Below are 24,449 nucleotides of genomic sequence, written 5' to 3' on the forward strand. Positions count from 1 at the left end.
GACCGAGGTGTCTGGCGCTATACATCGACCTGAATGACCGAGTCGATTATGGATTCGACCGAGCAGGTTCAGGTCGGTGTATCTCTCAAGCATCCCCGGATCGGTCCCCTCTCCCTCCGGGAGAGGGCTAGGGTGAGGGGCTGTTCAGTTCAGAGACAGATCGCGTTGGTAAACACCAGCCGATTACCAAACGGATCAACGATCGTCATGTCCTGACTCCCCCACGGCATCGCCTGAATGCCCGGGTGCGAAAACTTGTAATCCTTGGCCACCAACTGCTGCTGAAACGCCTCCAGCTCATCCGTCTCGATCCGCAGCGCCGAACCCGGGCACGCATCGCCATGATGCTCGGACAAATGCAACACACACTCCCCACGCGACACCTGCAGATACAACGGAAAATTCGCCTCGAAACGATGCTGCCAGTCGATCTTGAAACCCAGAAAATCGACGTAAAACTCGACAGCTTTGGCTTCATCGAAGATCCGCAGGATCGGGGTGGTTTTGCCGAAGCTCATGGGGTGCTCCCTGACTGATTGGCCCCACAGTGTAGACGGGGTGGATATCAGCAATTCGGCCTGTTGATGGCTTTCTTTAGTCGCAATGTGCCACCACTGTGACGCAGTCCGCGAAACCTCAGTGAAAGTTGTCGCGCAGATCACCGTGGCGAGCGAGAAACCGCCCTTCCCTGCGACCATTCGCCTGTCCGTTGCGATAACTCAAAACACCGTTGATCCAAACGCCGTCGATGCCCTGCGCGGCCCGTTGCGGCTCATTGAAATCCGCGACATCACGCACCGTCGCCGGATCGAACAACACCAGATCCGCCCAATACCCTTCACGAATCTCACCGCGTTCCTTCAAACCAAATCGCGCCGCCGACAGACCGGTCATCTTGTGTACGGCGGTGTGCAGCGGAAACAGCCCGATATCACGACTGAAATGTCCGAGAACCCGTGGGAAAGCACCCCACAGGCGCGGATGCGGGAACGGGTCTTCCGGCAGTCCGTCAGACCCGACCATCGACAACGGATGAGCGAGGATTCTTCGTACATCCGCCTCGTCCATCCCGTAATACACCGCACCCGCCGGTTGCAGGCGTTTCGCGGCATCAAGCAACGGCAGATTCCATTCGGCAGCGATGTCGATCAGGTCTCGGCCGCTGACTTCCGGGTGCGGCGTCGACCAGGTGATTGTGATGCGATGCGCATCGGTGACCTGCTTCAAATCCAGTGTCGATGAACTCGCCGCGTACGGATAACAATCGCAGCCGACCGGATGAGTTTTGGCGGCCTCTTCCAATGACGCGAGCAGTTGCGGACTGCGCCCCCAGTTACCAACGCCGGCACATTTGAGGTGGGAAATGATCACTGGCGATTTCGCATGTCGACCGATCCGAAACGCCTCGTCCATCGCCTCAAGAACCGGGGCAAATTCGCTGCGTAAATGCGTGGTGTACACCGCGCCGAATGCCGTCAGCTCTTCGGTCAGTTGCATCACTTCATCGGTGGAAGCGTTGTAGGCGCTGGCGTACGCCAGACCTGTGGATAAACCCAACGCACCGTGCTCAAGGCTTTCGCGTAACTGCTCACGCATCGCAGCGATTTCTTCTGGCGTCGCGGTGCGGAACAAGTCATCGAGATGATTGCTGCGCAGCGCCGTATGGCCGATCAGTGCCGCCACGTTCAGAGTGGTATTGGCCGCTTCGACCGCCGCGCGGTAGTCGCTGAAGCGTGGATAAACGAATGCCGCCGCCGTGCCGAGCAGGTTCATCGGGTCCGGCGGATTGCCCTTCAATGTCACGGGCGAAGCGCTGATCCCGCAGTTGCCGACAATCACCGTGGTCACGCCCTGGCTGAGCTTGGGCAGCATCTCGGGTTGGCGAATGACCACAGTGTCGTCGTGGGTGTGTACATCGATGAAACCCGGCGCCAGCACGCGCCCGGCCGCGTCGATTTCCTCGGTCGCAGTGGCATCGTGCAAGTCGCCGATACGCTCGATGCGGCCATCGCGAATCGCCACGTCCGCGTGGTAGCCGGGCACGTTGCTGCCATCGATGATCAGGGCGTTGCGAATCAAGGTGTCGTACAGCATGTCAGTCTCCCAGCGGCAGGTGATCGTCGCCGCCACGGTATTCGTCGAGGGCGAGTTTGATCCGCCGCAGACGCTCTTGATTGTCTTCAGGATTGGCCAGTGCCAGCTCGGTCGCGAGCACATCGATGGCGAGCAGCATGCCGTAGCGCGCCGCCGTCGGTTTGTAGATGAACGAGGTTTCTGCGCCTTGCAACGGCAGGACAATGTCGGCCAGTTGCGCCAGCGGCGAGTCGGCGCGGGTGATCGCCAGAATGCGCGCGCCGTAGTTGCGCGCCAGCTCGACAGTCTCGAGCAATTCCGGGGTGATGCCGGTCAGCGAACAAACGATGAGCACCTGTTCGGCGTTCAGGCTGGCGGCGGTGACGCGCATCATCACCGCGTCGTGACACACCGCAATCGGGTAGCCGAGGCGCACCAGGCGTACCTGCAATTCGTCGCTGCACAGGGTCGAGCAACCGCCCATGCCGAAGGCGTGAATCATCCGCGCCTGACCGAGTATCTTCACCGCATCGGCGAAGCGTGATTCGTCAAATCCGGCCAGATGCTGGCGCAGCGTGGTTTCGATGTCGCCGACAATCTGCCCATAGAACGCCGACTGTTCAGGCGTCCCCGCCGGGTCGAGAAAACGGCTGCCGACGCCGCTGGCCTGAGCCAGTTGCAGGCGCAGATCGCGCAGATCGCGACAGCCGACGGTGCGGGCAAAACGCGACAACGTAGCGGTGCTGACTTCGGCGCGCTGTGCGAGGTCTTCGAGGCTGGCGCTGGCGGCAAAACCGACGTCGTCGAGCATCAGCCGGGCGATGCGACCTTCGCCGGCGCTGAAGGAATCCTGACGTGCGCGGATCTGGTAGAGGATGTCCATGGACGGCGGGCTCCGGTTACAGCAGGTAAGAAAGGCCGACGGTCAGGCCGAACGCGACTACCGAGATCAGCGTCTCGAGTACGGTCCAGGTCTTGAACGTCTGCGCGACCGTCATGTTGAAGTATTCCTTGATCAACCAGAAGCCGCCGTCATTGACGTGGGAAAAGATAACCGAGCCAGCGCCGGTCGCCAGCACCAACAACTCAGGGTGTGGATATCCCAGACCAATGGCCACCGGCGCGACCACGCCAGACGCAGTGGTCATGGCCACGGTCGCGGAGCCTGTAGCGATGCGCATCAATGCGGCGAACAGCCAGCCCATGATCAGCGGTGACAGGTGGAATTCATGAGCGAGGCCGACGATCTGATCGGTCACGCCAGCATCGACCAGAATGCGGTTCAAGCCACCACCGGCACCGACCAGCAAAGTGATGCTGGCAGTCGGCGCCAGACATTCGTTGGTGAACTTGAGGATCGATTCGCGGTTGAAACCCTGGGCGATACCCAACGTCCAGAAACTCAACAAGGTCGCCAGCAGCAAGGCAATCACCGAGTTGCCGATGAACAACAGGAACTGGTTGAAGCTGCTGCCCGGCGTGGAAATCAGGTTGGCCCAGCCGCCGATCAACATCAACACCACGGGCAACAGTATGGTCGCCATGGTGATGCCAAAACCCGGCAGTTTGTCGCGCGGTTCGCGGTCGAGGAATTGTTTTTCCAGCGGGTTATCCGCCGGCAATTGAATGCGCGGCACGATGAATTTGGCGTACAGCGGCCCGGCAATGATCGCGGTCGGAATGCCGATGGCAATCGCATACAGCAAGGTTTGCCCGACCGACGCCTGATAAGCCTGCACTGCCAACATCGCCGCCGGGTGCGGCGGCACCAGCGCATGCACCACCGACAGGCCGGCGACCATCGGCAAACCGACCATCAGAATCGACACGCCAACGCGCCGCGCCACGGTGAACGCAATCGGCACCAGCAACACAAAACCGACTTCGAAAAACAGCGGCAGCCCGACCAGAAAGGCGATGCAGACCATCGCCCAATGCGCGTTCTTCTCGCCGAACTTGTCAATCAGCGTACGCGCCATCTGCTCGGCGCCGCCGGACTCGGCCATCATCTTGCCGAGCATCGTCCCCAGCGCGACCACTAGCGCAATATGCCCCAGCGTCTTGCCCACCCCGGCCTCATACGCCCCCACCACACCCGACGGCGGCATCCCCGCGACCAGCGCAAGACCAATGGAAATCAGGGTGATGACGATGAACGGGTTGAGCCGGTAACGGGCAATCAACACGATCAGCGCAATGATGGCGACGGCAGCATAGACCAGCAGCCAATAGCCGAAGGAAGGTGTCATGCGGTACTCCTCGAAAGGGTCACGTTCGAATGGGTTTTGAAACTCATAAATCATTTCGAGATCGAGATTTCAAATTCCATGAAAGTAATTTTCGTGGAGAGGTAAGTCGTGTCGCTAATGAGTATGTTTTGTCGTGATTAATGAAAATCACACCCTGATATTTTCGTCAGCGAAACCTTTTATAAAAAATCAAGCAGACGATTCCAATGCATGTCTGGAAACAAACAACCAGCAAAAACCAGGCAAAGAACAATAAAGCCGAAGCAGAATAATCCTTTCAGAAGTTTACCTACCAACTACTTAGTTCAAATTTTTTCGCCTTACCTGCAATAGAGAAAATTCCTACAATTAGAACTCCCCGCAGTAAGTTATGTTCATTGCCCGAAAGAAACAATATTAACCGGAAAGCCAAACAATGAGCGACATAAAACTTAACAAACTCAAAATACTTACTGCCACTGCAGGCACTGCAAAAACTGCAACCCCTCAGACTTTTGAAATACATGACATAGCTATGGAATCCACTCTCAGCGTGGCTCAACTGTCCAGAGACCAATACAAGCAAATACAAGAAACCCCCGGTAGAAAGCTAAATGCCGAAATAGCTCACGACTACGCCAGCAGTCTTGCCCGGCAAATAACACGGGAGCAAATGGAGCGCCAGCTTCACAAGACAGATAAAAAACGCGATAAGCGCGCTCTAAATGGCGTTGCGCCAACTTATGAAAAACTATTTGAAGAAAATTGGAATAGTTTTTGCGCCCAAAACGATTTAAATGCTATCGACTCGCCAGCAGCTTATCTGCGCGCCCTGTACATTTTTTCGGGCCAGCTTGATTCGGAAGAAAAATACGCGCGCAGAATAAGCGCGATTCGTCCAGATATTGCCACTCAACAGATAGATGCTTCCAGTGTTTTTGAACCACTCCCGGCATTGCAACTCGTCAACAGGGTGCTGGGCGATAAAATAAAAAATCACCCAAAGCACGACAACGACAAGACGTCTCAGGAGATAATGTCCATACAGTCTAAACCTCTTTTCTTCCCCTACCATCACCCTCATCGACAATGTGTAGTAGCGCTCGCTGCGAAGAACCTTGGATTGGGCATTCTTGACTATAAATTGCAATTGCCAAATATGTTTTTTCAGGACTCTGACAAGGTAAACGTGGAACTGCTTTGTAAAGCTCAGATAAAGATGTCGAATCTGAGCGAAAGGCAAATCAAAATCCTGACGGCCAAGCTCGCGGAATATAGCAGTCCAACAGACACGGAGACAGGTGCTATACACAGCGTTGTAGATAGATCGATGATAAACGAAGGTCGCTACGACCTTAACCTGTTTGCCTCCCAAACCCATTGCTCGCCGTCGGAAATCAAACAATTCATTGATCTTCAAATTTCCAGATCATACCCATCAAGCGATAAGCACCTTGTAGTGGACAAAGCACCCGACAGCGAAGAAAAAATCATTTCGCTGACTTACGAAAATCCAGACGCACATATGTTTACTGCCCTTGATCGTGTCCAGCGCATGATACGTTTGCACAGGTGGAGCAACATTTCACCGGGGGAACTCGACACTCTGGTCTACAGTGCAATTTACAGCGATGGCAGTGACACATTTATTCCCAGGTCCACGCTGCGCGCCGTGGGTGTTTATCAATATCTCAATCAACATTATGGGATTGAGGCAGAGGAATTCGCAGCCCTTCTGTACCGCTTACCCACCCAGTCGGTCAACGGCCGGGCTTCTTTGTTTGATCGTGTTTTCCACCGCGATCTCCCGGCAGCCAATTTATTTAAACAAGAAGGAGGACTCCCTGAAATATCTGCCATCCGCCTTGCCGACGGTATGGATCTTCAAATTACGCAAGAGTCGCGCGACTTGTGCATAAAATTGGCCACAACCCACTTGAAAAGCCTGCATCAAAACTTACAGACCGCTTCATCTCTTTATCGTCAGGCACGCATAGCGCGGCTGTTTGGTTTATCCCCCCTTGAATGCACGGAGCTAGTCAATTTACTGGGGGGCAAAGCATTCGAGCGATTGCTGGTATCAGGAGAATTGAGCAGCAAATGCGAACCCGACATCCTCCATCTGTTGATGGCATTGGACGGGGTGATGACTTGGTTACGATCAGCCGGCCTTACAGTCGCACAACTGTTGCGCATGCTCAAACGCCACTTGCCTTCTGCTCGTGAAACACTTCCCGTGCATGTCGCTGCGATAAGTGCCATGCGAGATACCACCGCTGAAAAAGAACAGGCCCTTGCTGTGCACCAGTTGCTGCAGGACGTCGCAGGGCTTTCGGTGCAATACGTTCCGTGCGTCATGAAAATGGCCAATACCACCGAGCAAAAAATATGTGCGGAAATCAAGAAAGGAAAATCCCTGCTATTACGCGAGTCACTGGCCGCCGCTGAAATCTGCCAGGCATTAAACATAAGCAGCGAAATATTGCTCAACTTGCTGAGCGATCACAAACTAATCAAATCGGACTGGGGAAGCGAATTTAAACTGCAAGACCTCTATTGTCTCGAACGCTTCGCCAATTACAGCCGGCACGATCCAGGCGCGAGTCACGAGCTTCTCGGCTTACTAAAACTTTCCCGCACCAATGATTCAAAAACAGCCAACGACGCGTTGGTAAATTTTCTTGTTACCGAGCAATCCCTGACCACTCTGACCAAGGAGTTACCCACGGAGAAAGTTGAAAACATGCAGCAACTGGACTGGATCATCCGCCACCTTGAATTATCCAAAAACACGGGGCTTTCGTTGAAAAAACTGCGTGACATCTTGAAGTTGAACAGCGAAAGCTCAATGAATGAATGGCGTACCGTCGCTGCCGAACTTCTCCACAATGCAAATGTTTAAGGGAATAAACATGAACAACATAGAAATTCAAAAGCAGTTGGAAGAGGCGCTGCGCGATGCCCAGGTAGCTTATTATCTCCACCTCGAAGTGTCTGCAAACCCCAAAACGGAAGTCAAGACTGCCGAAGCGCTTTACGATCACTGTTTGCTCGATGCACTCATCAGCAACGATGTTTCGGCGACGCCGGTCAGCTTTGCCATCTCCAGCCTTCAACATCACATCGAACTGATTTTTACTCGCGGTTCGTCCGGTTATTCAAAGAGCGAGGAGCAGCGCTCTTACTGGCACAATGTTTTGAGTCATTACCCGACTTGGGCAGCCCACCAGCAACTGATGTATTTCCCTTCGCTTTATCTTGATCCAGCATTGCGGGTCGATAAAAGCGAAAACTTTTGCCAACTGGAAAACGATTTGACACAGGGACGGATCGACTCAGCGACCGCGCAAAAAGCAATACTGGGTTATCTGACCCGGTTTGAAGAAGTGGCGAACCTGAGTATCCTCAATGGTTATATCGATGGTGATGACGTCGACAACGGTGTTCATTATGTGCTGGCCAAATCGCGCTCAGCTGATCGCTATTATTGGCGCTCGCTCGATATGTCGCAGCGGCCAGTGAGGCTCACCGCTAAGGGAGCCGAGAAACTCAAGCGCCCTGATCCTCTAGCCTGGAGTCAATGGGAAAAAGCAGATGTTCCGATTTCACAAAATTCCATTCAACACACCATTCGGCCCGTTTGGTTCAACAATCGACTATATGTATTCTGGGCAGAGAGTCACCATCAGCATCCTGACCAGCTTACGGATAAAAACACAAGAGGACAAAGCAACCCACAACTTAAACTTATTTATGCGTGGCGTAAAATCGACGGCACCTGGAGCCTGCCAAAAACATGTCTCGAGGGCTTTTTCCAAGGTTACCCGAACACAAAAACCGAGGATTTTAATAAACGTGTCTCGATCTACGCTTATGAACAAGATAATCAGATCGCAATAGGCCTGTCACTGGGTGACGTTAGCCTGACTGGCCATATCGATAAGAATTTTTTTGTTAAAGCAGCGGATAGAAGTACCTTTACCAAAGCACAAACAGAGAAATTGAAGGCCCTTTTAGAGGCCGTTAACCCTCGACGCGTAATGACGAAAAACAATGAAAACACTTACTGGGATATCGTTGATGAAGACTCATCGCAACTATTAAAACGTACCGTTCAACCGGATGAAACGACTCTATCCCATGAGAACATGATCAGTCTCGACACCGGTTTTGCCGCCGAAATGATTCGCCGCGCGGAAAACAGTCTGGACGAACTGTTCAACCTCGACTCACCGACATCCGAACTGTCCGCGCCAGGTTCAGCCCACACGAGGGATAAGGCGCTGGATTTTCATGGCGCTTACGGACAGTACTTCACAGAACTGTTTTTGTACGTCCCATGGCTGCTCGCGAGTCGCTTGAATGCCGAGCACCGTTACGAAGAAGCGATAAAATGGGTCAGTTACCTCTTCGACCCTTGGGGCCAGGATAACAATGGCCAGCAACAACTCTGGAAATCAGAACCCCTGAATCCTGTCGAAGAGCCTTCCTATGCGCATAAAAACCCCTACGACCCGCATCAGATTGCGCTCAGCCATCGCGTGCATTTTCGCAAGGCGGTGTTTTTTCTCTATATCGACATTCTGCTCAATCGCGCTGACGAGGCTTATCGCCGCCTGACAACCGAGAGTCTTAACCAGGCGAAGTCGCTCTATCTGCAAGCGCGTCATCTGCTTGGCAATCGCCCGGTGATCAACGGGCGGAAAGACCTCTGGGAGCCGATCACACTTGAGACACTGGCAAACGATGACCTGACGGAGATGAAACAGCTTGAACAGGAGCTCATCAAGAAGGATGGCAACGTCCCGCTGCATCTGAACAGGCAAAAAAACCCGGTACAACTGCAGCTCCCGGCGATCAAACATCTGCGTATTCCATTCCATCCGGATTTACTCAAGCGTTGGGATCAGGTGGACAGTCGCCTGTATAACTTGAGGCATGGTCTGGACATCGCCGGTAAACGCCAGTCCGTTCGCTTGTTCGAATCGCCTCAAGACCCACGCACGCTGTTGCTGACAGCCAACTCCGGTGGCCAGAGCGGCACGCCTTCGGCCCTTGCCTCGACGCAAATCCCGCATTACCGCTTCAATGTGATGCATGGACAGGCGTTGAGCGCCGTTGACAGTCTGATTCAGTTCGGCTTTACGCTCCTCTCACTGATCGAGCGTCAGGAACAATCGCAATTTCAGGAAGTGCAGCAACAGCAGGCCTGGGCGCAGGCATCGCTGGCGGTTGACTTACAGACACAGGCATTGCGCGGCGAACAGCAGAATCTCAAAGCGTTGCAGGTGGGCAAAGCGATCGTGCAGCAGCGGTTTGAGCATTTTGAAACGTTGCTCAAACAGGACCTCAGTGCCGAGGAGACCAATGCCAGTCAGTTGTACTTGCGCAGCGGTGTAGCCGAACAACTGGCTTTAGCCTCCCAGGCCGGTGCCGGTGCCCTGATGCTGGCGCCGAACACTTTCGGCCTGGCCAATGGCGGCATGCGTTGGGAGGGCGCATTGCATGCCTTGAGCGCCATCGCCCAAGGGGGAGCGGCCGCTGACCGAACGGCCGCCAGCCACCTGGATCGTACGGCACAATTCACCCGGCGCCGTGAAGAATGGACACTTGCGCGTGATCAAGCCGCACTGGAGCTGACCCAGATCGACGCCCAGTTGAAATCGCTGGAGGAACAGCAGAAAGCCACAGAGCTATTGATGCGTCAGGCGCAAACAGCTTTGTCCCAGGCCAAGAGCAACTACGACTTCCTCAGCACGCGCTTCTCCCAGGCACAGTTGTATCAGTGGCTTGGCACTCAACTCGCCCCTATCTACAGTCAGGCTTACGACATGACCCTGGTACTGTGCAAGGCCGCCGAGGCAGCCTGGCAGTACGAGATCGCCGATTTCAGCACAGTCTTCCTGCCGCATGGCACGTGGCAAAATTCCCGGCGTGGGCTTGGAGCCGGGGAGCCGCTAAAGCTGGCCTTGATGAAAATGCATGCAGACTACTTGCAGCGCAATTGCAGGGAACTGGAGATTCGCAAAACGGTATCGTTGCGTCAGCTCAAAGCCGCCAGCAATGAGGACTGGAGCAAAGTCCTGAGTGATTTCAAATCCACAGGCAAGTGCAATTTCGCCTTTACAAAAAAACTGTTCGAGCAGGATTACAAAAAGCACTATCTGCGCCGGATCAAAACCATCAGCGTTTCCTTCCCGGCAGTTCTCGCGCCGTATGAAAACGTTCGGGCGACCCTGATGCAGCTCTCCAGCGAAGTCCAGCTGACATCCGCACCGGACTCGCCAGCCCTGAAAAACCAACGGGTCAACGAAATGATCGCGCTGTCGACCGGCGTTGACGATAACGGCCTGTTCACTCTTAATTTCAACGACGAGCGCTACCTGCCATTCGAATTCACCGGCGCCATTTCCAGTTGGAGTCTGTGCCTTTCCAATCAACAAGAGCGAACGACTTTCATCGACTCGCTGACTGACGTGCTTGTTCACATCAGCTACACGGCCAGGTCGACGGGAGGCCAGCAATGAGTCGCCCTGAGTCCGTTTCCATCAATATTCCGGCGCTGCCCAAGGGTGGTGGTGCCATTCAAAGCGTGGGTAAAGGCTGGGGGCCTGTAGGACCGACCGGCGCTTCCAGTTTCCAGTTGGCGTTGCCGATCTCGACGGGGCGCGGGTTTGACCCGGCCATGACCCTGGGTTATTCGAGCTCGGCAGGCAACGGCGTGTTCGGCATCGGATGGAATCTGCCGACACCGGCAGTGACCCGCGTGACCGGCAAAGGGGCGCCCACTTACACCAGCGAAGACGAAGTTGCCGGCCCGGACGGCGTCGAGTGGTATCCGGCGCAGTCGAGCCGACACGACAAGTACAATAATCTTGATCTGAAAAAAAGCTACACGGTAACGCGCTATCTGGCTCGAGTGGAAAGCGCTTTCGACCGGATTGAACACTGGTCTACCGACGATGACCCCGCCGGTTTCTGGCTGGTTCATGCCGCCGATGGCACCCTTCACCTGTTCGGCCGCCAGGCCATTGCACGACGGGCCGACCCTGCGGATCTACAGCGCGTCGGCGAATGGCTGCTGCAAGAAAGCGTCAACGCTTCAGGCGAGCACATCTACTATGAATATCAGGCCGACGTTGCTGCTGGTAAAGCGACGGCACAGCGTTATCTGAGCCGTGTCTGCTACGGCAACGAAAAATCTCAGCAACACCTGTATCTGTGGCATCCGAAGCGCCTGGAGTCCGTGCGCTGGCATTTTGAACTGGTATTGGACTACGGCGGACGCGATACCGGGTACTCGCAAAAACCCGGATATGTCGCTGGCAATGCAGTCCATCGCGAAGATGAAGTTCTCAATTACGCTTACGGGTTTGAGTTGCGCACGAAGCGCTTGTGCCGGCAGATTCTGATGTTCCATTGGTTCCCCACCGAACTGGGAGACGACCCGCAGCTAGTCAGGCGCCTGCTGCTCGACTATCAGCAAACCGAGGCGGGTTACCATTTGCTGTCAGCCGCTCATCAGCAGGCATTCGACGCGGCGCCCGAGCCCGAAAGCCATCCGCCTGTTGAATTCAGCTACAGCGAATTCAATTTGCAACCATCGGCCTCTGCCTGGACATCCTTCAGCCAGATGCCCACGGTCGAGAGCCACCGCATGGAGTGGGTCGACCTGTATGGCGAAGGCTTGCCAGGGTTGCTCTACCGACACCAAGACCACTGGCGTTACCGTGAGCCGTTACGCGGCAAGCCGAACACCGACCACGTCGTGTACGGCGAAGGGCAGCTTCTGCCCGCCCTGCCAACGCTGAACAATGCATCCCGGCAATCGCTGTCCGACCTGACCGGCGACGGGCGTCTGGACTGGGTCATTGCGCAACCGGCCATGAGCGGTTTTTTCTCCATGTCGCCGAATCGGTCGTGGACCGACTTCAACGCTTTCAATGCGTTTCCTCTGGACTTCTTCAACAACAAGGCCCTTCAGGCCGATCTGATGGGCGAAGGCTTGGCCGATCTGGCAATGATCGGGCCACGCAGCGTCCGGCTGTACGCCAACCAGAGGAGTGACGGGTTCAGCGCTGCACATGAAGTCGCCCGCTCCGATGACGAAGATAACCTTCCGATTTTCAGCGACTCGAAGCAGGAGCTGGTCGCGTTCAGCGATCTGCTTGGCAGCGGCCAGCAGCATCTGGTGCGCATCCGTCACGATGAAATCAAGGTGTGGCCGAACCTTGGTCGCGGGCGTTTTGGCACGGGCCGGGTTTTAACCTGGCCCGGTCTAGCGCGCGAAACTTTCGACGCTTCGCGCATTCGTCTTGCGGATCTGGACGGTTCGGGCGCCGCAGACCTGATTTACCTGACAGCTGAACACGCGATGATTTTCGTCAATCGCGCCGGCCACGGCTTCGATTCAGCAGTGACGTTGACCTGGCCCGAGACTTGGCGCTTCGACGATCTGTGCCGTGTCGATCTGGTCGACACCCGTGGTCTGGGCTGCTCCAGCCTGGTGCTCCATGCGCCCCGAAACTCCCCACATCACTGGCGCTATGACTTCGTCCCGCACAAGCCCTACCTGCTGACCACCTCAAACAACAACATGGGGCAGTCCACGAGCATTGTTTACCGCAGTTCCGCGCAGGAATGGCTGGACGAAAAAACCGAGCGCCTGAAGGGGAAAAAGGTCGACCTGACCTGCCACTTGCCCTTTGCCTTGCATCTGGTCAGGAGTCAGACGCAACGGGATGAAATCACTGAAAATCAGCTGACTCAACGCTTCAACTATCGCCAGGGCTACTACGACAGCAAGGAGCGGCAACTGCGCGGATTTGGGCTGCTGATCGAAAGCAGCAGCGAACGCTTGTCCAGTGCCGACCTCATGCCGCCGAGCAGAACCCGCCAGTGGTTTCATACCGGCCAGCCAAGCGAGCCATCTCGCCGCGGCTACGACATATCCGACAAACACGCGCGCCCCTTGGGCAATGTCTATGTGAGTCGGTATCAGGACGCAAAAGACCTCGCCGTCGAAGCGACCGATGAAGCCACCCGCCGGGCGATTGCCAGGGCCCTGTGCGGGCGCCTGTTGCGGCGCGAGGTCTTTGATCTCGGCGCAGGGTCGAAATTGCGCAAGCTGCTGCAGGTTGAAGAACACCGTTATCACGTGCGCCTGCTGACACCACAACAGGTTGCGCGAGACCACGTCCGTGTACTGCCTCTGGAACTCGAATCGATTAATTACAACTACGACGGCTTCGTTGCAGATCCGCAATGCCTGCACACGATCAATGCCCGCCGGGACCGGTTCGGTGCCGTAGAGCAGAGTTTCCAGATCCATTACGCGCGACGCCTGACCGCCAGTGACACCGCCCCCTTCGATCAAGTCCATGAAAGCGACTGGTGGAAAGACGCCCATGACCCGGCGCAACAGCGCTTCTACATCAGTGAGCACTGTGCCGAATACATTCATCTCAGCGATGATCAGGGCTGGCGTCTCGGCCTGCCATGGCGCCAGCGCAGCCAGGCATACGAAGCAGGTAAGTCAACGGCAGTCGATGGGTTGAACCCAAGTGACATCAATTACGAAAAGTTCGCGAAATGGCTTGTCGACTCTGGCGTTGCGAAGACGGGAGTGTTGACCGGATTGTCCGTACAACGCTATCAAAACGCCCGGAGCGGCCTGGTATTGCCCGACGGCGTGGCTGAATTCGCCGGCATTGGCGCCTACGTCGAAACAGCTGAATTTGATCAATCAGCCCTGCGTGCCTTCGATACCCTGGCGCCCGATCTTCGGCCAGACGACGCGTTGCTGAGCCGTTTTGGCTATGAGCGCATGAGCGACTGGCTCGCGCCCGCCGGGGCGCAAAACACGTTCTGGTCGGTCAAGAACGGCTTCGTGACCGTGGCCTCAGGAAAAGGCTTCCATAAACCTGAGTCCCTGCAAGCCACCGCACTCCAGGGTCGGGTGACCGTAGAGCATGATGCGTATCACTGCTGTGTGCTCGCCATTCGTCAGGAGGATGGCTGCACCACCCAGGCCAGATACGATTACCGTGTCATGGCACCAACGCAAATCACCGACGCCAATGGCAACATCAATGAAGTGCTGATGAACCCTTTCGGTCAGGTACTGGCCAGCAGTGTGCATGGAACCGAGCAGGGCCGACCGGTCGGATTCGCCAGGCTGAGCAGCTACCGACGACCGGACTCGCTCACACCGTCGAGCGCAATTGCCGATCCGCAGGGCGCACTGCAGAAAGCTGCAAGTGTCGCCGCCTACGATGTGTTCAGCTGGATGGGCCGCATTAAAGAAAACGCACGGCGCGATATCGAATGGCTGAAGCGCTGCGTAGCACAAGGTCTTCTGTTACCCGACGGCCACATCTGCACACGCGCCCGCGAACTTGCCGCCAGTGGCGCTCGGCTGAGCGGTGATGCGCAACAACTTGCAGCACTGATTCAGCAGGCACATCGCGAGCCCGTGCACACAGCCTTGTTGAGTGCGGACCGTTATCCCGACGATCAGCAGCAGATCCATATTTCCCTGAGCTGCCTTGATGGCTTCGGGCGGGAGTTGCAAAGCAAACAAAAGGTCGATCCGGGACTGGCATACCTCGTCGGCGACGACAACAGACTCGTCCTCGTTAACGACGTCGCGCACGAAAGCGCCACCACCACACGCTGGTGCGTCACCGGCAGGCAGGAATACAACAACAAGGGCCTGCCAATCCGCATCTATCGACCGTACTTCGCCGATCGTCACTACTACGTCAAGGACACGTCGATGCGCACACTGGACCATTACGACCTCCAGCATTACGACGCACTGGGCAGACCGACCGAAACATTTCTGGCAAAACAGGGCGCGATTTCATACCTGCGTCGCCACCGTTATCACCCTTGGTATTCAGTCATGGAAGACGAGAACGACACCCTTGAAGAAGTCATGTCCGCCACCTCGAAAGGAGTGCAAGCATGAGCGCCCGCCTGCACAACAAGACACCTGACGTCAGCGTCATCGACAGCCGTGGACTGATGGTGCGCCACATCGCTTATTACCGCAGCAGTGAATCGGAGGTACCCGCAACCCCCAGGGTCACGCGGCATACCTACGACACTGCCGGACACCTGATCGAGCAGTGGGATGCCAGACAGGACGCACGAAAACTCGTGCCTAATCGCACGATGTCCTACTCGCTGGCCGGCACGCCATTGGGCGTGGTTTGTGTCGATTCCGGATGGAGCCTGTCACTGGCTCAGGCCACCGGCCAGCCTGGCAGGCGTTGGGATCAACGCGGCAACCTCTGGAACATGGAATATGATCGCCAGTTACGCCCGGTGAGGGTCGATGAACAATCGCCCGGTCAAGCCATGCGCGTTGCCGAACGCTTTACCTATGGCGACAGCTCTGTCGACTCGGCACAGCGCAATTGCTGCGCCCGACTGGTGCGTCACGATGACAGTGCGGGCACGTTGTCGAGCAATGCCTATGCGCTGTGTGGAGAACCGTCCGACCAGACACGGCAACTGTTAATCGCTGCACAATTGCCCGACTGGCCAGACACCGTCGAAAAACGTGACGCCCTGCTTGAGGATCGACGCCATACCACACATTGGCAGTACGACAGCAGCGGTACGATGCTCGAACAAACCGATGCGAAAGGCCACACCCAACGCTACAGCTTCAATGTCGCCGGGCAGCTCAAAACGCTGCACCTGAAGATCGCCGACCAGCCCGCCGAACGCGTGATCATCAGCGACATCGAGTACAACGCGTTTGGGCAGATCCAGTCCCAACGGGCCGCAAACGGCGTGATCAACCGCGCGAAGTACGATATGGCCAGCGGTCGTCTCTGTAAGCTGAGTGCCTCGAAGGCTGGCCGGGTCCTGCAGGATTTGCAGTATGTCTTCGACGCAGTGGGCAACGTCTTGTCCATTGCCGACAAGGCCCAGCCCGCCAGCTTCGCGAACAATCAACAGGTACAGGCCGTCAGCCGCTTCACGTATGACAGCCTTTACCAATTGACCAGCGCTACCGGCCGCGAGGCACAGGCAGCAATCACCCAGCCGAAACTGGTGCCCGCTGCCAGCATGACCATTGCGGTCGGAGAGTTGTTCAACTACACCCAGCAATTTTCTTACGACACGGGCGGCAATCTGACGACCTTGCGCCATGTTCGCGATGGCAATCAATACACGAGAAACCTGCACATTGCCGAAGACAGCAATCGTCTTGTTGCCTGGAACCAGAGCGATCCGGCCGCCGACACGGCCATGGGCTGGGATGTCCATGGAAATCTGCTGACCTTGCAGCCCGGTCAGCCGCTGCAATGGAATGCCTTGAACCAATTGGCTGGCGTGACACTGGTCAGCCGTGCCAACGGCGCCAATGACGAGGAACGCTACACCTATGATGGCAGCGGTCAGCGGGTGCGCAAATCCCGCACGTTTCACGGCGGGACGCTCACCCATCGCGATGAGGTGGTTTATCTGCCGGGACTGGAATTGCGTTCGCAGAACAAGCAGCGTCTGGAAGTCATTACTCTGCAGGCCGGTCGATGCAACATCCGTTATCTGCACTGGACTGAGGGCAAACCTGCAGCCATGGGCTCCCGCCAGCAACTGCGCTATAGCCTGGACGAACCCTGTGGATCTTGCATGCTGGAACTTGATGACGACGCAAATCTGATCAGCCAGGAAGCGTACTACCCTTTTGGAGGCACGGCCTGGAGCGCCGCGCGGTCAGCAATCGAGGCGCAATACACAACGGTGCGCCACTCGGGCAAGGAACGCGACAGCAGCGGCCTGTATTACTACGGACACCGCTACTACGCCCCTTGGTTGCAACGCTGGATCAGCGCGGACCCAGCCGGAACCGTCGATGGCTTGAACCTGTTTTGCATGGTGGGCAACAACCCGATCAGATATAGCGATCAGGGCGGCTTGCAGAAGTACGAATCGTTGAACCATCTGGACATTCCAGCCAGCGCGATTGCAAGAGCCCCTTTCGCTCATTTGATAGATCAACCGAACACTTCCTACGGCAGGTTCTCGACAAAAACCCGGTGGCTGACCGGCACGCCAGCCGAAAATGCCATGCCCGAGCCCAAGGCTAAAGGCAAACCCAGGAGAAAAGCGCAAAAGCGGTCCGAGTCTGACCCTGGCCCGCCCAGCGGAAAAACTCTGAAACAGTACATCGCACATGCCAGTTACGTCATGCGCAGCGGTTCTTCAGAGATGACCACCTTCCATAACTTTCAAGGCAGCCCAGCGGGAAAAGATGTCTTTCTAGGCATTAACTCGTACCCGACAGAAAGATACCGGGAATTTCAAGTTCCAACTATGGAAGGCGCCAAGAAGAAGAAGGAAGACAGGATAGACAGTGACTTTCTGCCCCCGGGTGATTTGGGTACGTATACCGTGGCGTCGAGAAGACGATTCAAGAAGGGCCTGCGTGAAGAATACAGACGCAACGGGGTATTTCTGCATCCCGAAACAATGAAACTGATCATGAATCATGTTCGGGCACATTCCGAATTTCCGATCCGCGCAGGCGTTGCCGGCTTGCATGCTGACGTGCAGACCATCAACGACATTGCCAATAAATTGCCTCTCGATGATAAAGGTAAGTTCGATTCGATAGGCTTCAGGAATGCGTTGTCGGACACCGTCGTTTTTGTACACAAACTGACTAAACCTGGACTCAATCAGGCCTTCCCTGCCTGTGGCAACTGCACTGGCATCATCCCTGACACGGTCACTGTTGCTACCGGCATCCTGCCGTTAGGGCGCCATGCCGAGGGCTCTCGCCGAAGGCTTATATCTGGTTAATGCCTGAGCGTCCTGTACCGGTTCATACCATGGCGCAGGCGTCTGAGCAGCATCGGGCAGATTACTCTGCCCGATACGACTTACAGCGTCAGAGGAGCCGCTCATACCATCTCTTTACGAATCCATTCCACCACCGACGTACGCTTCGGCACCCAGCCCAGCAGTTCGCGGGCGTGTTTGCCGCGTACGCGGCTGTTGGAGCCGAGGCCATAGTTGGCCATTTCGTAGCCCCATTCGGCTTCAGCGTCTTTCAACGGCCAGTCTTTTGGTTGACCGAGGTTCAGCGCTTCGGCCATGGCGGTGGTCATGTCGATGAACGATGCTTCACCGCTTTCAACGAAGTAGAAAGTACCCGGAACGTTCTTGGTCAGCGCCAGCAGATACAGGGCGACGACGTCTTCGATGTGCACGTTGGACCAGATGTTCTGGCCTGTGCCGACATGGCGCACCACGTCACTTTTGCGTGCTTGCTTGAGTAGTCGCGGCAACTGCACGCTGTCGCGGTTGACGCCCAGGCTATGGCCGTAGATCAGCGTGTTGCAGATGACGGCGGAGTTCACGCCGTCTTTCGCTGCTGCAAGGATCAGGTTGTCGATGGCCACACGTGCGGCCTTGTCGACGGTCGGTTCTGGCAGGTTGTCCTCAAAGTAGATGACATCGCTGGACTTGCCGCCCGAGGCATCGCCGACGATGCTCGAACCGCTGGTGTGCAGGAATACTTTGTTGGAACCGCGCAAGGCATCGAGCAGCGCTTCGACCGCACCGCGATGGTCGCTGCTGGCGGCGTTGATCACCGCATCCGCAGCGCGGGCCTGTTCGACGAGCAGTGCTTTGTCATCAAGAGTGCCGATGACCGGGGTGATGCCAAGCGCTTTCAACTCAGCAGCCTGCTCGGCGCTGCGCACCAGTCCGGTGACTTGATGCCCGGCCTGAACCAGACCGGTAGCGATCGAACCGCCGATAAATCCGGCAGCGCCGGTGACGAATACGTTCATGAATTAACTCCCTGCGTGAGTAAGTGATGGGACGAGTATCTGCCCGTGGGTCCGAGGGAAAAACCCGCCCTAGCCCAATTCACTCTTGCGCAGAGGTCACGAATCAACCCTTGAAATCGGCGCTGGCGTAGGCGGCGAGTTTGCTCTGGATAAAGTCGAGGAAGCATTGAATGCGCAACGCCAGTTGCGAGTTACGGTAGTACACGGCGTTGATCGGCTGGCGATAGCCGCTGTTGAATTCGCCGAGCAGGACTTTCAGGCGCCCGGCACGGATGTCGTCGATGGTCATGAAGTGCGACAGACAGGCGATGCCTTGCCCCTCCAGCGCCAGGTGGCGCACGGTCTCGCCGCTGGAAGCGCTGATCGCCGGGGTGATCGGCCAGCGATCGCCGTGCACATAGCGCAGCGGCCATTGATTAAGGCCTTCGTTCTGGGTAAAGCCGAGCAAGGTGTGTTCGCTCAAGTCCGCCACTTGCAGCGGCGCGCCGTGCTTCTCCAGATAGGCCGGGCTGGCGACAATCAGCAGCGGACTGCAACCGAGCGCGCGCGCGTGCAGCGTCGAGTCAGCGAGAGTGCCGATGCGGATGGCGACGTCGGTGCTTTGTTCCAGCAGGTCAATGATCAGGTCGTTGCTGTTGAGTTCGAGCTGGATGTCCGGATAGAGGCGGCGGAATTCGTCGATGTACGGGACCACCGCGTGGAGCATGAACGGTGATGCGGCATTGATCCGCAAGCGTCCGGACGGGGTTTGCTGACGTGATGACAAACGTTCTTCGAGTTGCTCCATCTGATCGAGAATCAACTTGGCCTGTTCGAAGAAATACTTGCCCTCCTCGGTCAGGTCCATGCGCCGCGTGGTGCGGTTGATCAGCGTGGTATCGAGCTTGGCTTCCAGCTTCGACAACGTGCGACTGACCGCCGACGGCGTCTGCCCGACCTGCTCGGCGGCGGCGGAAATCGAACCGCATTCGATCACGCAGACGAAAATCTGCAACTCATCGGATCTGGCTTTCACGGGTGTCCTCTTTGAAATCGCCAAGATCGCAGATGACTGCAACGCGCTGTAGGAGCTGCCGCAGGCTGCGATCTTTTGCTGTTACCACCGATAGTAGCCCGAAACCATTCAGGCCTTGAGAGCAAACACCTCGGTCAAATGCTGCTCATAACGCGCCACATCAGCCTCAATGTTCGGCCGCTTCATCACGTCCACACACAAAAAGGTCGGCAACCCGGTCATGCCCAAAAATTCATTGGCCTTGTGAAACGGGAAGTACACCGCATCCACGCCTTTGGCTTCAAAGAAGTCAGTCGGGTCATCGAACGCTTGCTGCGGTGCATTCCAGGTCAGCGACAGCATGTATTGCTTGCCCTGAATCAGACCACCGCTGCCGTACTTCTGCGAGGCGTCGGAACGGGTGCGGCCATCGCTGGCGTAGAGGCTGCCGTGGCCTTCGGTGAAGACTTCGTCGAGGTACTTTTTCACCGTCCAGGGTGCGCCCATCCACCAGCCTGGCATCTGATAAATGATCACGTCGGCCCAGAGAAATTTCGCCACCTCTTCGGCAGCGTCGTAGCCCTCGTCGATGAAGGTGGTTTTGACGTCGACACCGCCGCGATCGAGCACGCTCAGTGCAGCCTCGTGCAGGGTGGTGTTGTAGCGACCGTCGGAGTGAGCAAATTTTTTACCGCCATTGAGCAACAGCACTTTTTTCATGAGAAAGCCTCGGCGCAGCCATTGGGCTGGATGGAGAAGGGAAACTGGAATGGCGGCAGATTAACGATCCGCCTCGCGCGGAATAAGGCCTGATTGCGCAAAATTCATTTGATCAAAAAGCACGAATCAATCGCCGATTGTTGCAATAACATCCGCGGCATTCTGAATGTGAGGAGTCGTTGTGATGAGTGAACGCTTGGGTTTTATCCTGCACGCCAAGGCCCGCCCGGAAAAAGCCGAGGCCTTCGAGGCGCTGTTTCGCGCCTACGTTGAGCCAAGTCGCGCCGAGCCGGGCTGCATCGAGTACCACATGCTGCGCGACAAGGAAGACCCGACGCTGTTCATCTTCTACGAGATCTGGGCGTCGCAGGCGCACCTGGATGTGCATTCGAATCTGCCGCACATGAAGGCGTTTTTTGAACGGCGCATGGATTATCTGGAGCGTGATTTTGATATCCGCCAGATCGAGATGCTCAGCGAAGCCTCGGCTAACCGCTGATCAACAAATGGGCGCCGAGCGCGCCCAGACCGATAAAGAACACCCGCTTGAACAGCACGGCGCTGATGCGTTCGCGCAGCCATTGACCAAGCAACATGCCGAGAATGGCCGGGATCAGCGCCAGCAGCGAAGCGCTTAGTTCGCCGCCACCGAGCGCGCCACGCCAGAGCAATCCAGCGGCCAATGCCAACGTCGAAACGGTGAATGACAGGCCCAGCGCCTGCACCAGTTGATCGCGATTCAAGCCAAGCGCTTGCAGGTATGGCACCGCCGGAATCACGAAGACGCCGGTGGCCGAGGTGATGACGCCGGTGATCAAACCGCACGCCGGGCCGAGCCAGGTTTCATGACGCGGCTGGATGCGCAGTGTTGGCAGAAACAAGCCACTCAACGCATAGAGCAACAGCGCCGCGCCCAACCCGCGCACCACCCAATGCCCGCCCGCCATGCCGATCGATAACGTGCCGATTGCGGTGCCGAAGAAGATCATCAGCAGCATCGGCCAGAGGCGCTTGAGCAGTGCTTGCAGATGCCCGCCGAATGCCAGTTGCCAGACATTGGTCAGGGTGGCCGGGATGATCAGCAAAGCGGCTGCCTGCGACGGCGCCATAGCCAGACCGAGCAAGCCCATGGCAACGGTGGGCAAGCCGAGGCCGATCACGCCTTTGATCAGGCCGGCGAGGATGAAGGTCATGATGACCAGCATGGACAGGGCCAGGCCGAGGTGCTGGTAGAAATCTGTGAGTGTGTTCATGGCGCTACTGTGCGTCAGTCGGGTTTGGCTGAAAATCTGCCATATACTGAGGCTGCCTCTTCCAATACAAGAGGCTGATATTTTTTGAAGTTGTTGGCCCCATCGCTGGCAAGCCAGCTCCCACAGTATTTTTGTTGTTCGCACATTTTGAGATCAACACTGAAACCTGTGGGAGCTGGCCTGCCAGCGATGGGCCAGCCCAGACACCACAAAAACCAGAGGCTGCCAATCATGCACTTCGACCTCACCGACCTGCGCCTCTACCTGCACATCCTCGACACCGGCAACATCACCGCTGGCGCCGCCCGCAGCCATTTATCCCTGGCCGCCGCCAGCGCCAGGATCCGTGCCATGGAAGCCTCACTCGGCACCGATTTTCTCGAGCGCGGCCGCCGTGGCGTCACGCCGACACCGGCCGGCAAAGCCCTCGCCCAGCATGCGCGCATCCTTCTGCAACAAGCCGAACGCCTGCAGCAGGATCTGGCCGACTATGCCCAAGGCGTCAAAGGTCAGGTGCGCTTGCTGTGCAACACGACCGCGATCACCGAATACCTGCCGGAAGTACTCGCGGACTTCCTGCGCGATCATCCCAATCTCGACATCGATTTGCAGGAACTGCCCAGCGCGCGTATCACTCACGCCCTGCGCCAAGGCGCGGCGGACCTCGGGATCGTCTCCGATGCGGTCGACACCCATGGCCTGCAAACCCGGCCCTTTCGCGACGATCCATTGGTACTGATCCTGCCCCCTGACCATGCTCTGGCGAGTCGGCCGTCACTGACGTTTGGTGAAACCCTGGCGCACGACTATGTCGCGCTTGGCAGCCACAGCGCGCTGGCGATTCACCTGGAGGAACAAGCGCTGCACATCGGCCAGCGCATGTCGATCCGGATCCGCGCCGATGGCTTCGAGGGGGTCATGCGCATGGTGGCGCGAGGTGCGGGGCTGGCCATCGTGCCCAAGGTGGCCATCGAGCGCTGGGCGGCGGTGCACTCGGTAACGTGCCGGCCGCTGGACGAAGTCTGGGCGCATCGCACCTTGCAACTGTGCGCACGCGACTTCGACCACCTGCCCGGTTACGCCCGGGCCTTGTTTGATGCGCTGGTGCCTTGACTCTACCGCTAGGGGCAGACTCTATCCTGTGCGCTTCATTTCAGGAGTACACACAATGAGCAAACGAATGCTCGTGATACTGGGTCACCCCTCCACCGACAGCTTTTGCGGGGCATTGAGTGAAACCTATGTTCAGGCCGCCAAAGACGCCGGGCATGACGTGCGGTTGCTGCGTCTGGATGCGCTGGAGTTCGACCCGGTCCTGCACGAAGGCTACAACAAGGTGCAGCCACTGGAGCCGGACCTGCTGCAAGCGCAGGCCGATATCACCTGGGCCGAGCACCTGACATTCGTCTATCCGATCTGGTGGGGCGGGATTCCGGCACTGTTGAAAGGCTTCGTCGACCGGATTTTCCTGCCGGGTTTCGCCTTCAAATACCGCGAAGGCAAAGCCTTCCCCGACAAGCTGCTCAAGGGCCGCACCGCGCATTTGCTGGTGACCATGGACACGCCGTACTGGTACTACAAATGGATCTATGGCATGCCCGGGCTGCATCAGATGCGCAAGACCACGCTGGAATTCTGCGGCATCAAGCCACTGAAGACGCTGACCTTCGGGCCGATCCTCGGCTCCAAGCCAAACCAGCGCGATGCCTGGCTGGAACAGGCGCGCGTGACCGCCGCCGTCTAAGGCTTTCCAGCCGCCTCAGCTGACGGCGCACAAGCCGCCGTCAGTGCCTCTTCGGGCTCCCCTTCACGCGCCCGTCCGTCGCCTGTGCACGTCATTTACGCGCAGTTGCAATTTTCAGATGGTATTGGACATATAATCGCCGCCGATCCGGCATGACGCCTGATCGCGCTAGCTATGTTTGACCATCGAGACGGACCTTTATGTATATCGGCAAAGCCGCCCAGCTGTCGGGCACCACAGTCAAAAGCATTCGCCATTACGAAGAAATCGGCCTGTTGCCCGAGCCCAAGCGTGAAGGCAAATACCGCATCTACAGCCAGCAAAGTGTCGAAGTGTTGACGTTCATCAAGTGCGCCCAGCAACTGGGCTTCAAGCTCAAAGAGCTGCAGGTGATCCTCAACAACTACCGCGGCGACGAATTCCCGTGGGACATGGCACAAAGAGCCATCGCCGAAAAAAAAGCCGAACTGGTAACCCAGATCGGCGATTTGCAGCTATTGCATGATGGCCTCGAGGCGTTTGAACACAACCTCAACGACGCCCGCCAGGAATGTCAGTTCGAACGCATCGCCCGTTATGGCGAAAAAAACCCGGTCAATACACTGAACTGAAAACCCT

General features: G+C 56.9%; 16 protein-coding genes. 8 read left to right on the top strand and 8 right to left on the bottom strand.

Translation table 11 applies throughout. The annotated features are described in order from the left end of the window. Nucleotides 1–149: 149 nt before the first annotated feature. From PMI23_RS00990 to PMI23_RS01005, 4 genes are all read right to left on the bottom strand, one after another. Nucleotides 150–518, bottom strand: a complete 369-nt coding sequence (locus tag PMI23_RS00990) for a glyoxalase superfamily protein (protein WP_007911550.1) — start codon at nucleotides 516–518, stop codon at nucleotides 150–152. 118 nt (nucleotides 519–636) lie between these two features. Next, nucleotides 637–2,094 carry an N-acyl-D-amino-acid deacylase family protein gene (locus PMI23_RS00995; RefSeq protein WP_007911552.1) on the bottom strand — a complete coding sequence of 486 codons (1,458 nt, stop codon included), beginning with the start codon at nucleotides 2,092–2,094 and terminating at the stop codon, nucleotides 637–639. A gap of 1 nt (nucleotide 2,095) precedes the next feature. Beyond that, nucleotides 2,096–2,956, bottom strand: coding sequence for a MurR/RpiR family transcriptional regulator (locus PMI23_RS01000; RefSeq protein ID WP_007911554.1), 861 nt, complete (start codon nucleotides 2,954–2,956; stop codon nucleotides 2,096–2,098). 16 nt (nucleotides 2,957–2,972) lie between these two features. Beyond that, nucleotides 2,973–4,322, bottom strand: a complete 1,350-nt coding sequence (locus PMI23_RS01005; protein ID WP_007911557.1) for a GntP family permease — start codon at nucleotides 4,320–4,322, stop codon at nucleotides 2,973–2,975. Nucleotides 4,323–4,737: 415 nt separating this feature from the next. Between PMI23_RS01005 and PMI23_RS01010 the strand changes: the two genes are divergently transcribed. The 4 genes from PMI23_RS01010 to PMI23_RS01025 are packed head-to-tail and all read left to right on the top strand — an operon-like array spanning nucleotide 4,738 to nucleotide 18,125. Beyond that, nucleotides 4,738–7,203, top strand: coding sequence for a Tc toxin subunit A (locus tag PMI23_RS01010; RefSeq protein WP_007911559.1), 2,466 nt, complete (start codon nucleotides 4,738–4,740; stop codon nucleotides 7,201–7,203). A 10-nt stretch (nucleotides 7,204–7,213) separates the two neighbouring features. Further along, nucleotides 7,214–10,828 carry a neuraminidase-like domain-containing protein gene (locus PMI23_RS01015; protein ID WP_007911560.1) on the top strand — a complete coding sequence of 1,205 codons (3,615 nt, stop codon included), beginning with the start codon at nucleotides 7,214–7,216 and terminating at the stop codon, nucleotides 10,826–10,828. Beyond that, nucleotides 10,825–15,273 carry a SpvB/TcaC N-terminal domain-containing protein gene (locus tag PMI23_RS01020; protein ID WP_007911561.1) on the top strand — a complete coding sequence of 1,483 codons (4,449 nt, stop codon included), beginning with the start codon at nucleotides 10,825–10,827 and terminating at the stop codon, nucleotides 15,271–15,273. Before PMI23_RS01015 ends, PMI23_RS01020 begins: the two co-directional genes overlap by 4 nt. Then, complete coding sequence (locus tag PMI23_RS01025; protein WP_007911562.1) at nucleotides 15,270–18,125, top strand: RHS repeat-associated core domain-containing protein; 2,856 nt, start codon at nucleotides 15,270–15,272, stop codon at nucleotides 18,123–18,125. Before PMI23_RS01020 ends, PMI23_RS01025 begins: the two co-directional genes overlap by 4 nt. A gap of 101 nt (nucleotides 18,126–18,226) precedes the next feature. On the opposite strand, the gene PMI23_RS01030 is transcribed toward PMI23_RS01025, so the two are convergent. From PMI23_RS01030 to PMI23_RS01040, 3 genes are all read right to left on the bottom strand, one after another. Next, nucleotides 18,227–19,120 carry an NAD-dependent epimerase/dehydratase family protein gene (locus PMI23_RS01030; RefSeq protein WP_007911564.1) on the bottom strand — a complete coding sequence of 298 codons (894 nt, stop codon included), beginning with the start codon at nucleotides 19,118–19,120 and terminating at the stop codon, nucleotides 18,227–18,229. Between the two features lie 103 nt (nucleotides 19,121–19,223). Continuing rightward, entirely contained in the window at nucleotides 19,224–20,135 is a 912-nt protein-coding gene (locus tag PMI23_RS01035; protein WP_007911566.1) for a LysR family transcriptional regulator, read from the bottom strand. Nucleotides 20,136–20,243: 108 nt separating this feature from the next. Beyond that, the gene (locus tag PMI23_RS01040; protein ID WP_007911569.1) at nucleotides 20,244–20,834 is read right to left on the bottom strand and encodes an NAD(P)H-dependent oxidoreductase; all 591 of its coding nucleotides are present in this window, start codon (nucleotides 20,832–20,834) and stop codon (nucleotides 20,244–20,246) included. 184 nt (nucleotides 20,835–21,018) lie between these two features. On the opposite strand from PMI23_RS01040, the gene PMI23_RS01045 reads away from it, so the two are divergent. After that, nucleotides 21,019–21,333 (top strand): putative quinol monooxygenase, encoded by a 315-nt coding sequence (locus PMI23_RS01045; RefSeq protein ID WP_007911576.1) that lies wholly within the window; start codon nucleotides 21,019–21,021, stop codon nucleotides 21,331–21,333. Here PMI23_RS01045 and PMI23_RS01050 read toward each other — a convergent pair. Further along, a complete protein-coding gene (locus PMI23_RS01050) occupies nucleotides 21,323–22,087 on the bottom strand; it encodes a sulfite exporter TauE/SafE family protein (protein WP_007911585.1) in 765 nt (254 codons plus the stop codon). The two genes, PMI23_RS01045 and PMI23_RS01050, sit on opposite strands and share 11 nt — an antisense overlap. Nucleotides 22,088–22,318: 231 nt before the next feature. On the opposite strand from PMI23_RS01050, the gene PMI23_RS01055 reads away from it, so the two are divergent. From PMI23_RS01055 to PMI23_RS01065, 3 genes are all read left to right on the top strand, one after another. Further along, on the top strand, nucleotides 22,319–23,200 hold the full coding sequence (locus PMI23_RS01055) for a LysR substrate-binding domain-containing protein (RefSeq protein ID WP_007911587.1): 882 nt from the start codon (nucleotides 22,319–22,321) through the stop codon (nucleotides 23,198–23,200). 55 nt (nucleotides 23,201–23,255) lie between these two features. Further along, nucleotides 23,256–23,831 (top strand): NAD(P)H-dependent oxidoreductase, encoded by a 576-nt coding sequence (locus PMI23_RS01060; RefSeq protein ID WP_007911589.1) that lies wholly within the window; start codon nucleotides 23,256–23,258, stop codon nucleotides 23,829–23,831. A gap of 200 nt (nucleotides 23,832–24,031) precedes the next feature. Continuing rightward, complete coding sequence (locus PMI23_RS01065; protein WP_007911590.1) at nucleotides 24,032–24,442, top strand: MerR family transcriptional regulator; 411 nt, start codon at nucleotides 24,032–24,034, stop codon at nucleotides 24,440–24,442. Nucleotides 24,443–24,449 lie beyond the last annotated feature (7 nt).

Source organism: Pseudomonas sp. GM24, from assembly GCF_000282235.1.
Lineage (GTDB): Bacteria > Pseudomonadota > Gammaproteobacteria > Pseudomonadales > Pseudomonadaceae > Aquipseudomonas.

Bases quoted from the DNA above. Each gene is read 5' to 3' on its own strand.
- PMI23_RS01025 (WP_007911562.1), top strand. From the start codon at position 15,270: ATGAGCGCCCGCCTGCACAACAAGACACCTGACGTCAGCGTCATCGAC.
- PMI23_RS01030 (WP_007911564.1), bottom strand. From the start codon at position 19,120: ATGAACGTATTCGTCACCGGCGCTGCCGGATTTATCGGCGGTTCGATC.
- PMI23_RS01010 (WP_007911559.1), top strand. From the start codon at position 4,738: ATGAGCGACATAAAACTTAACAAACTCAAAATACTTACTGCCACTGCA.
- PMI23_RS01005 (WP_007911557.1), bottom strand. From the start codon at position 4,322: ATGACACCTTCCTTCGGCTATTGGCTGCTGGTCTATGCTGCCGTCGCC.
- PMI23_RS01050 (WP_007911585.1), bottom strand. From the start codon at position 22,087: ATGAACACACTCACAGATTTCTACCAGCACCTCGGCCTGGCCCTGTCC.
- PMI23_RS00990 (WP_007911550.1), bottom strand. From the start codon at position 518: ATGAGCTTCGGCAAAACCACCCCGATCCTGCGGATCTTCGATGAAGCC.
- PMI23_RS00995 (WP_007911552.1), bottom strand. From the start codon at position 2,094: ATGCTGTACGACACCTTGATTCGCAACGCCCTGATCATCGATGGCAGC.
- PMI23_RS01065 (WP_007911590.1), top strand. From the start codon at position 24,032: ATGTATATCGGCAAAGCCGCCCAGCTGTCGGGCACCACAGTCAAAAGC.
- PMI23_RS01045 (WP_007911576.1), top strand. From the start codon at position 21,019: ATGAGTGAACGCTTGGGTTTTATCCTGCACGCCAAGGCCCGCCCGGAA.
- PMI23_RS01000 (WP_007911554.1), bottom strand. From the start codon at position 2,956: ATGGACATCCTCTACCAGATCCGCGCACGTCAGGATTCCTTCAGCGCC.
- PMI23_RS01015 (WP_007911560.1), top strand. From the start codon at position 7,214: ATGAACAACATAGAAATTCAAAAGCAGTTGGAAGAGGCGCTGCGCGAT.
- PMI23_RS01020 (WP_007911561.1), top strand. From the start codon at position 10,825: ATGAGTCGCCCTGAGTCCGTTTCCATCAATATTCCGGCGCTGCCCAAG.
- PMI23_RS01055 (WP_007911587.1), top strand. From the start codon at position 22,319: ATGCACTTCGACCTCACCGACCTGCGCCTCTACCTGCACATCCTCGAC.
- PMI23_RS01040 (WP_007911569.1), bottom strand. From the start codon at position 20,834: ATGAAAAAAGTGCTGTTGCTCAATGGCGGTAAAAAATTTGCTCACTCC.
- PMI23_RS01060 (WP_007911589.1), top strand. From the start codon at position 23,256: ATGAGCAAACGAATGCTCGTGATACTGGGTCACCCCTCCACCGACAGC.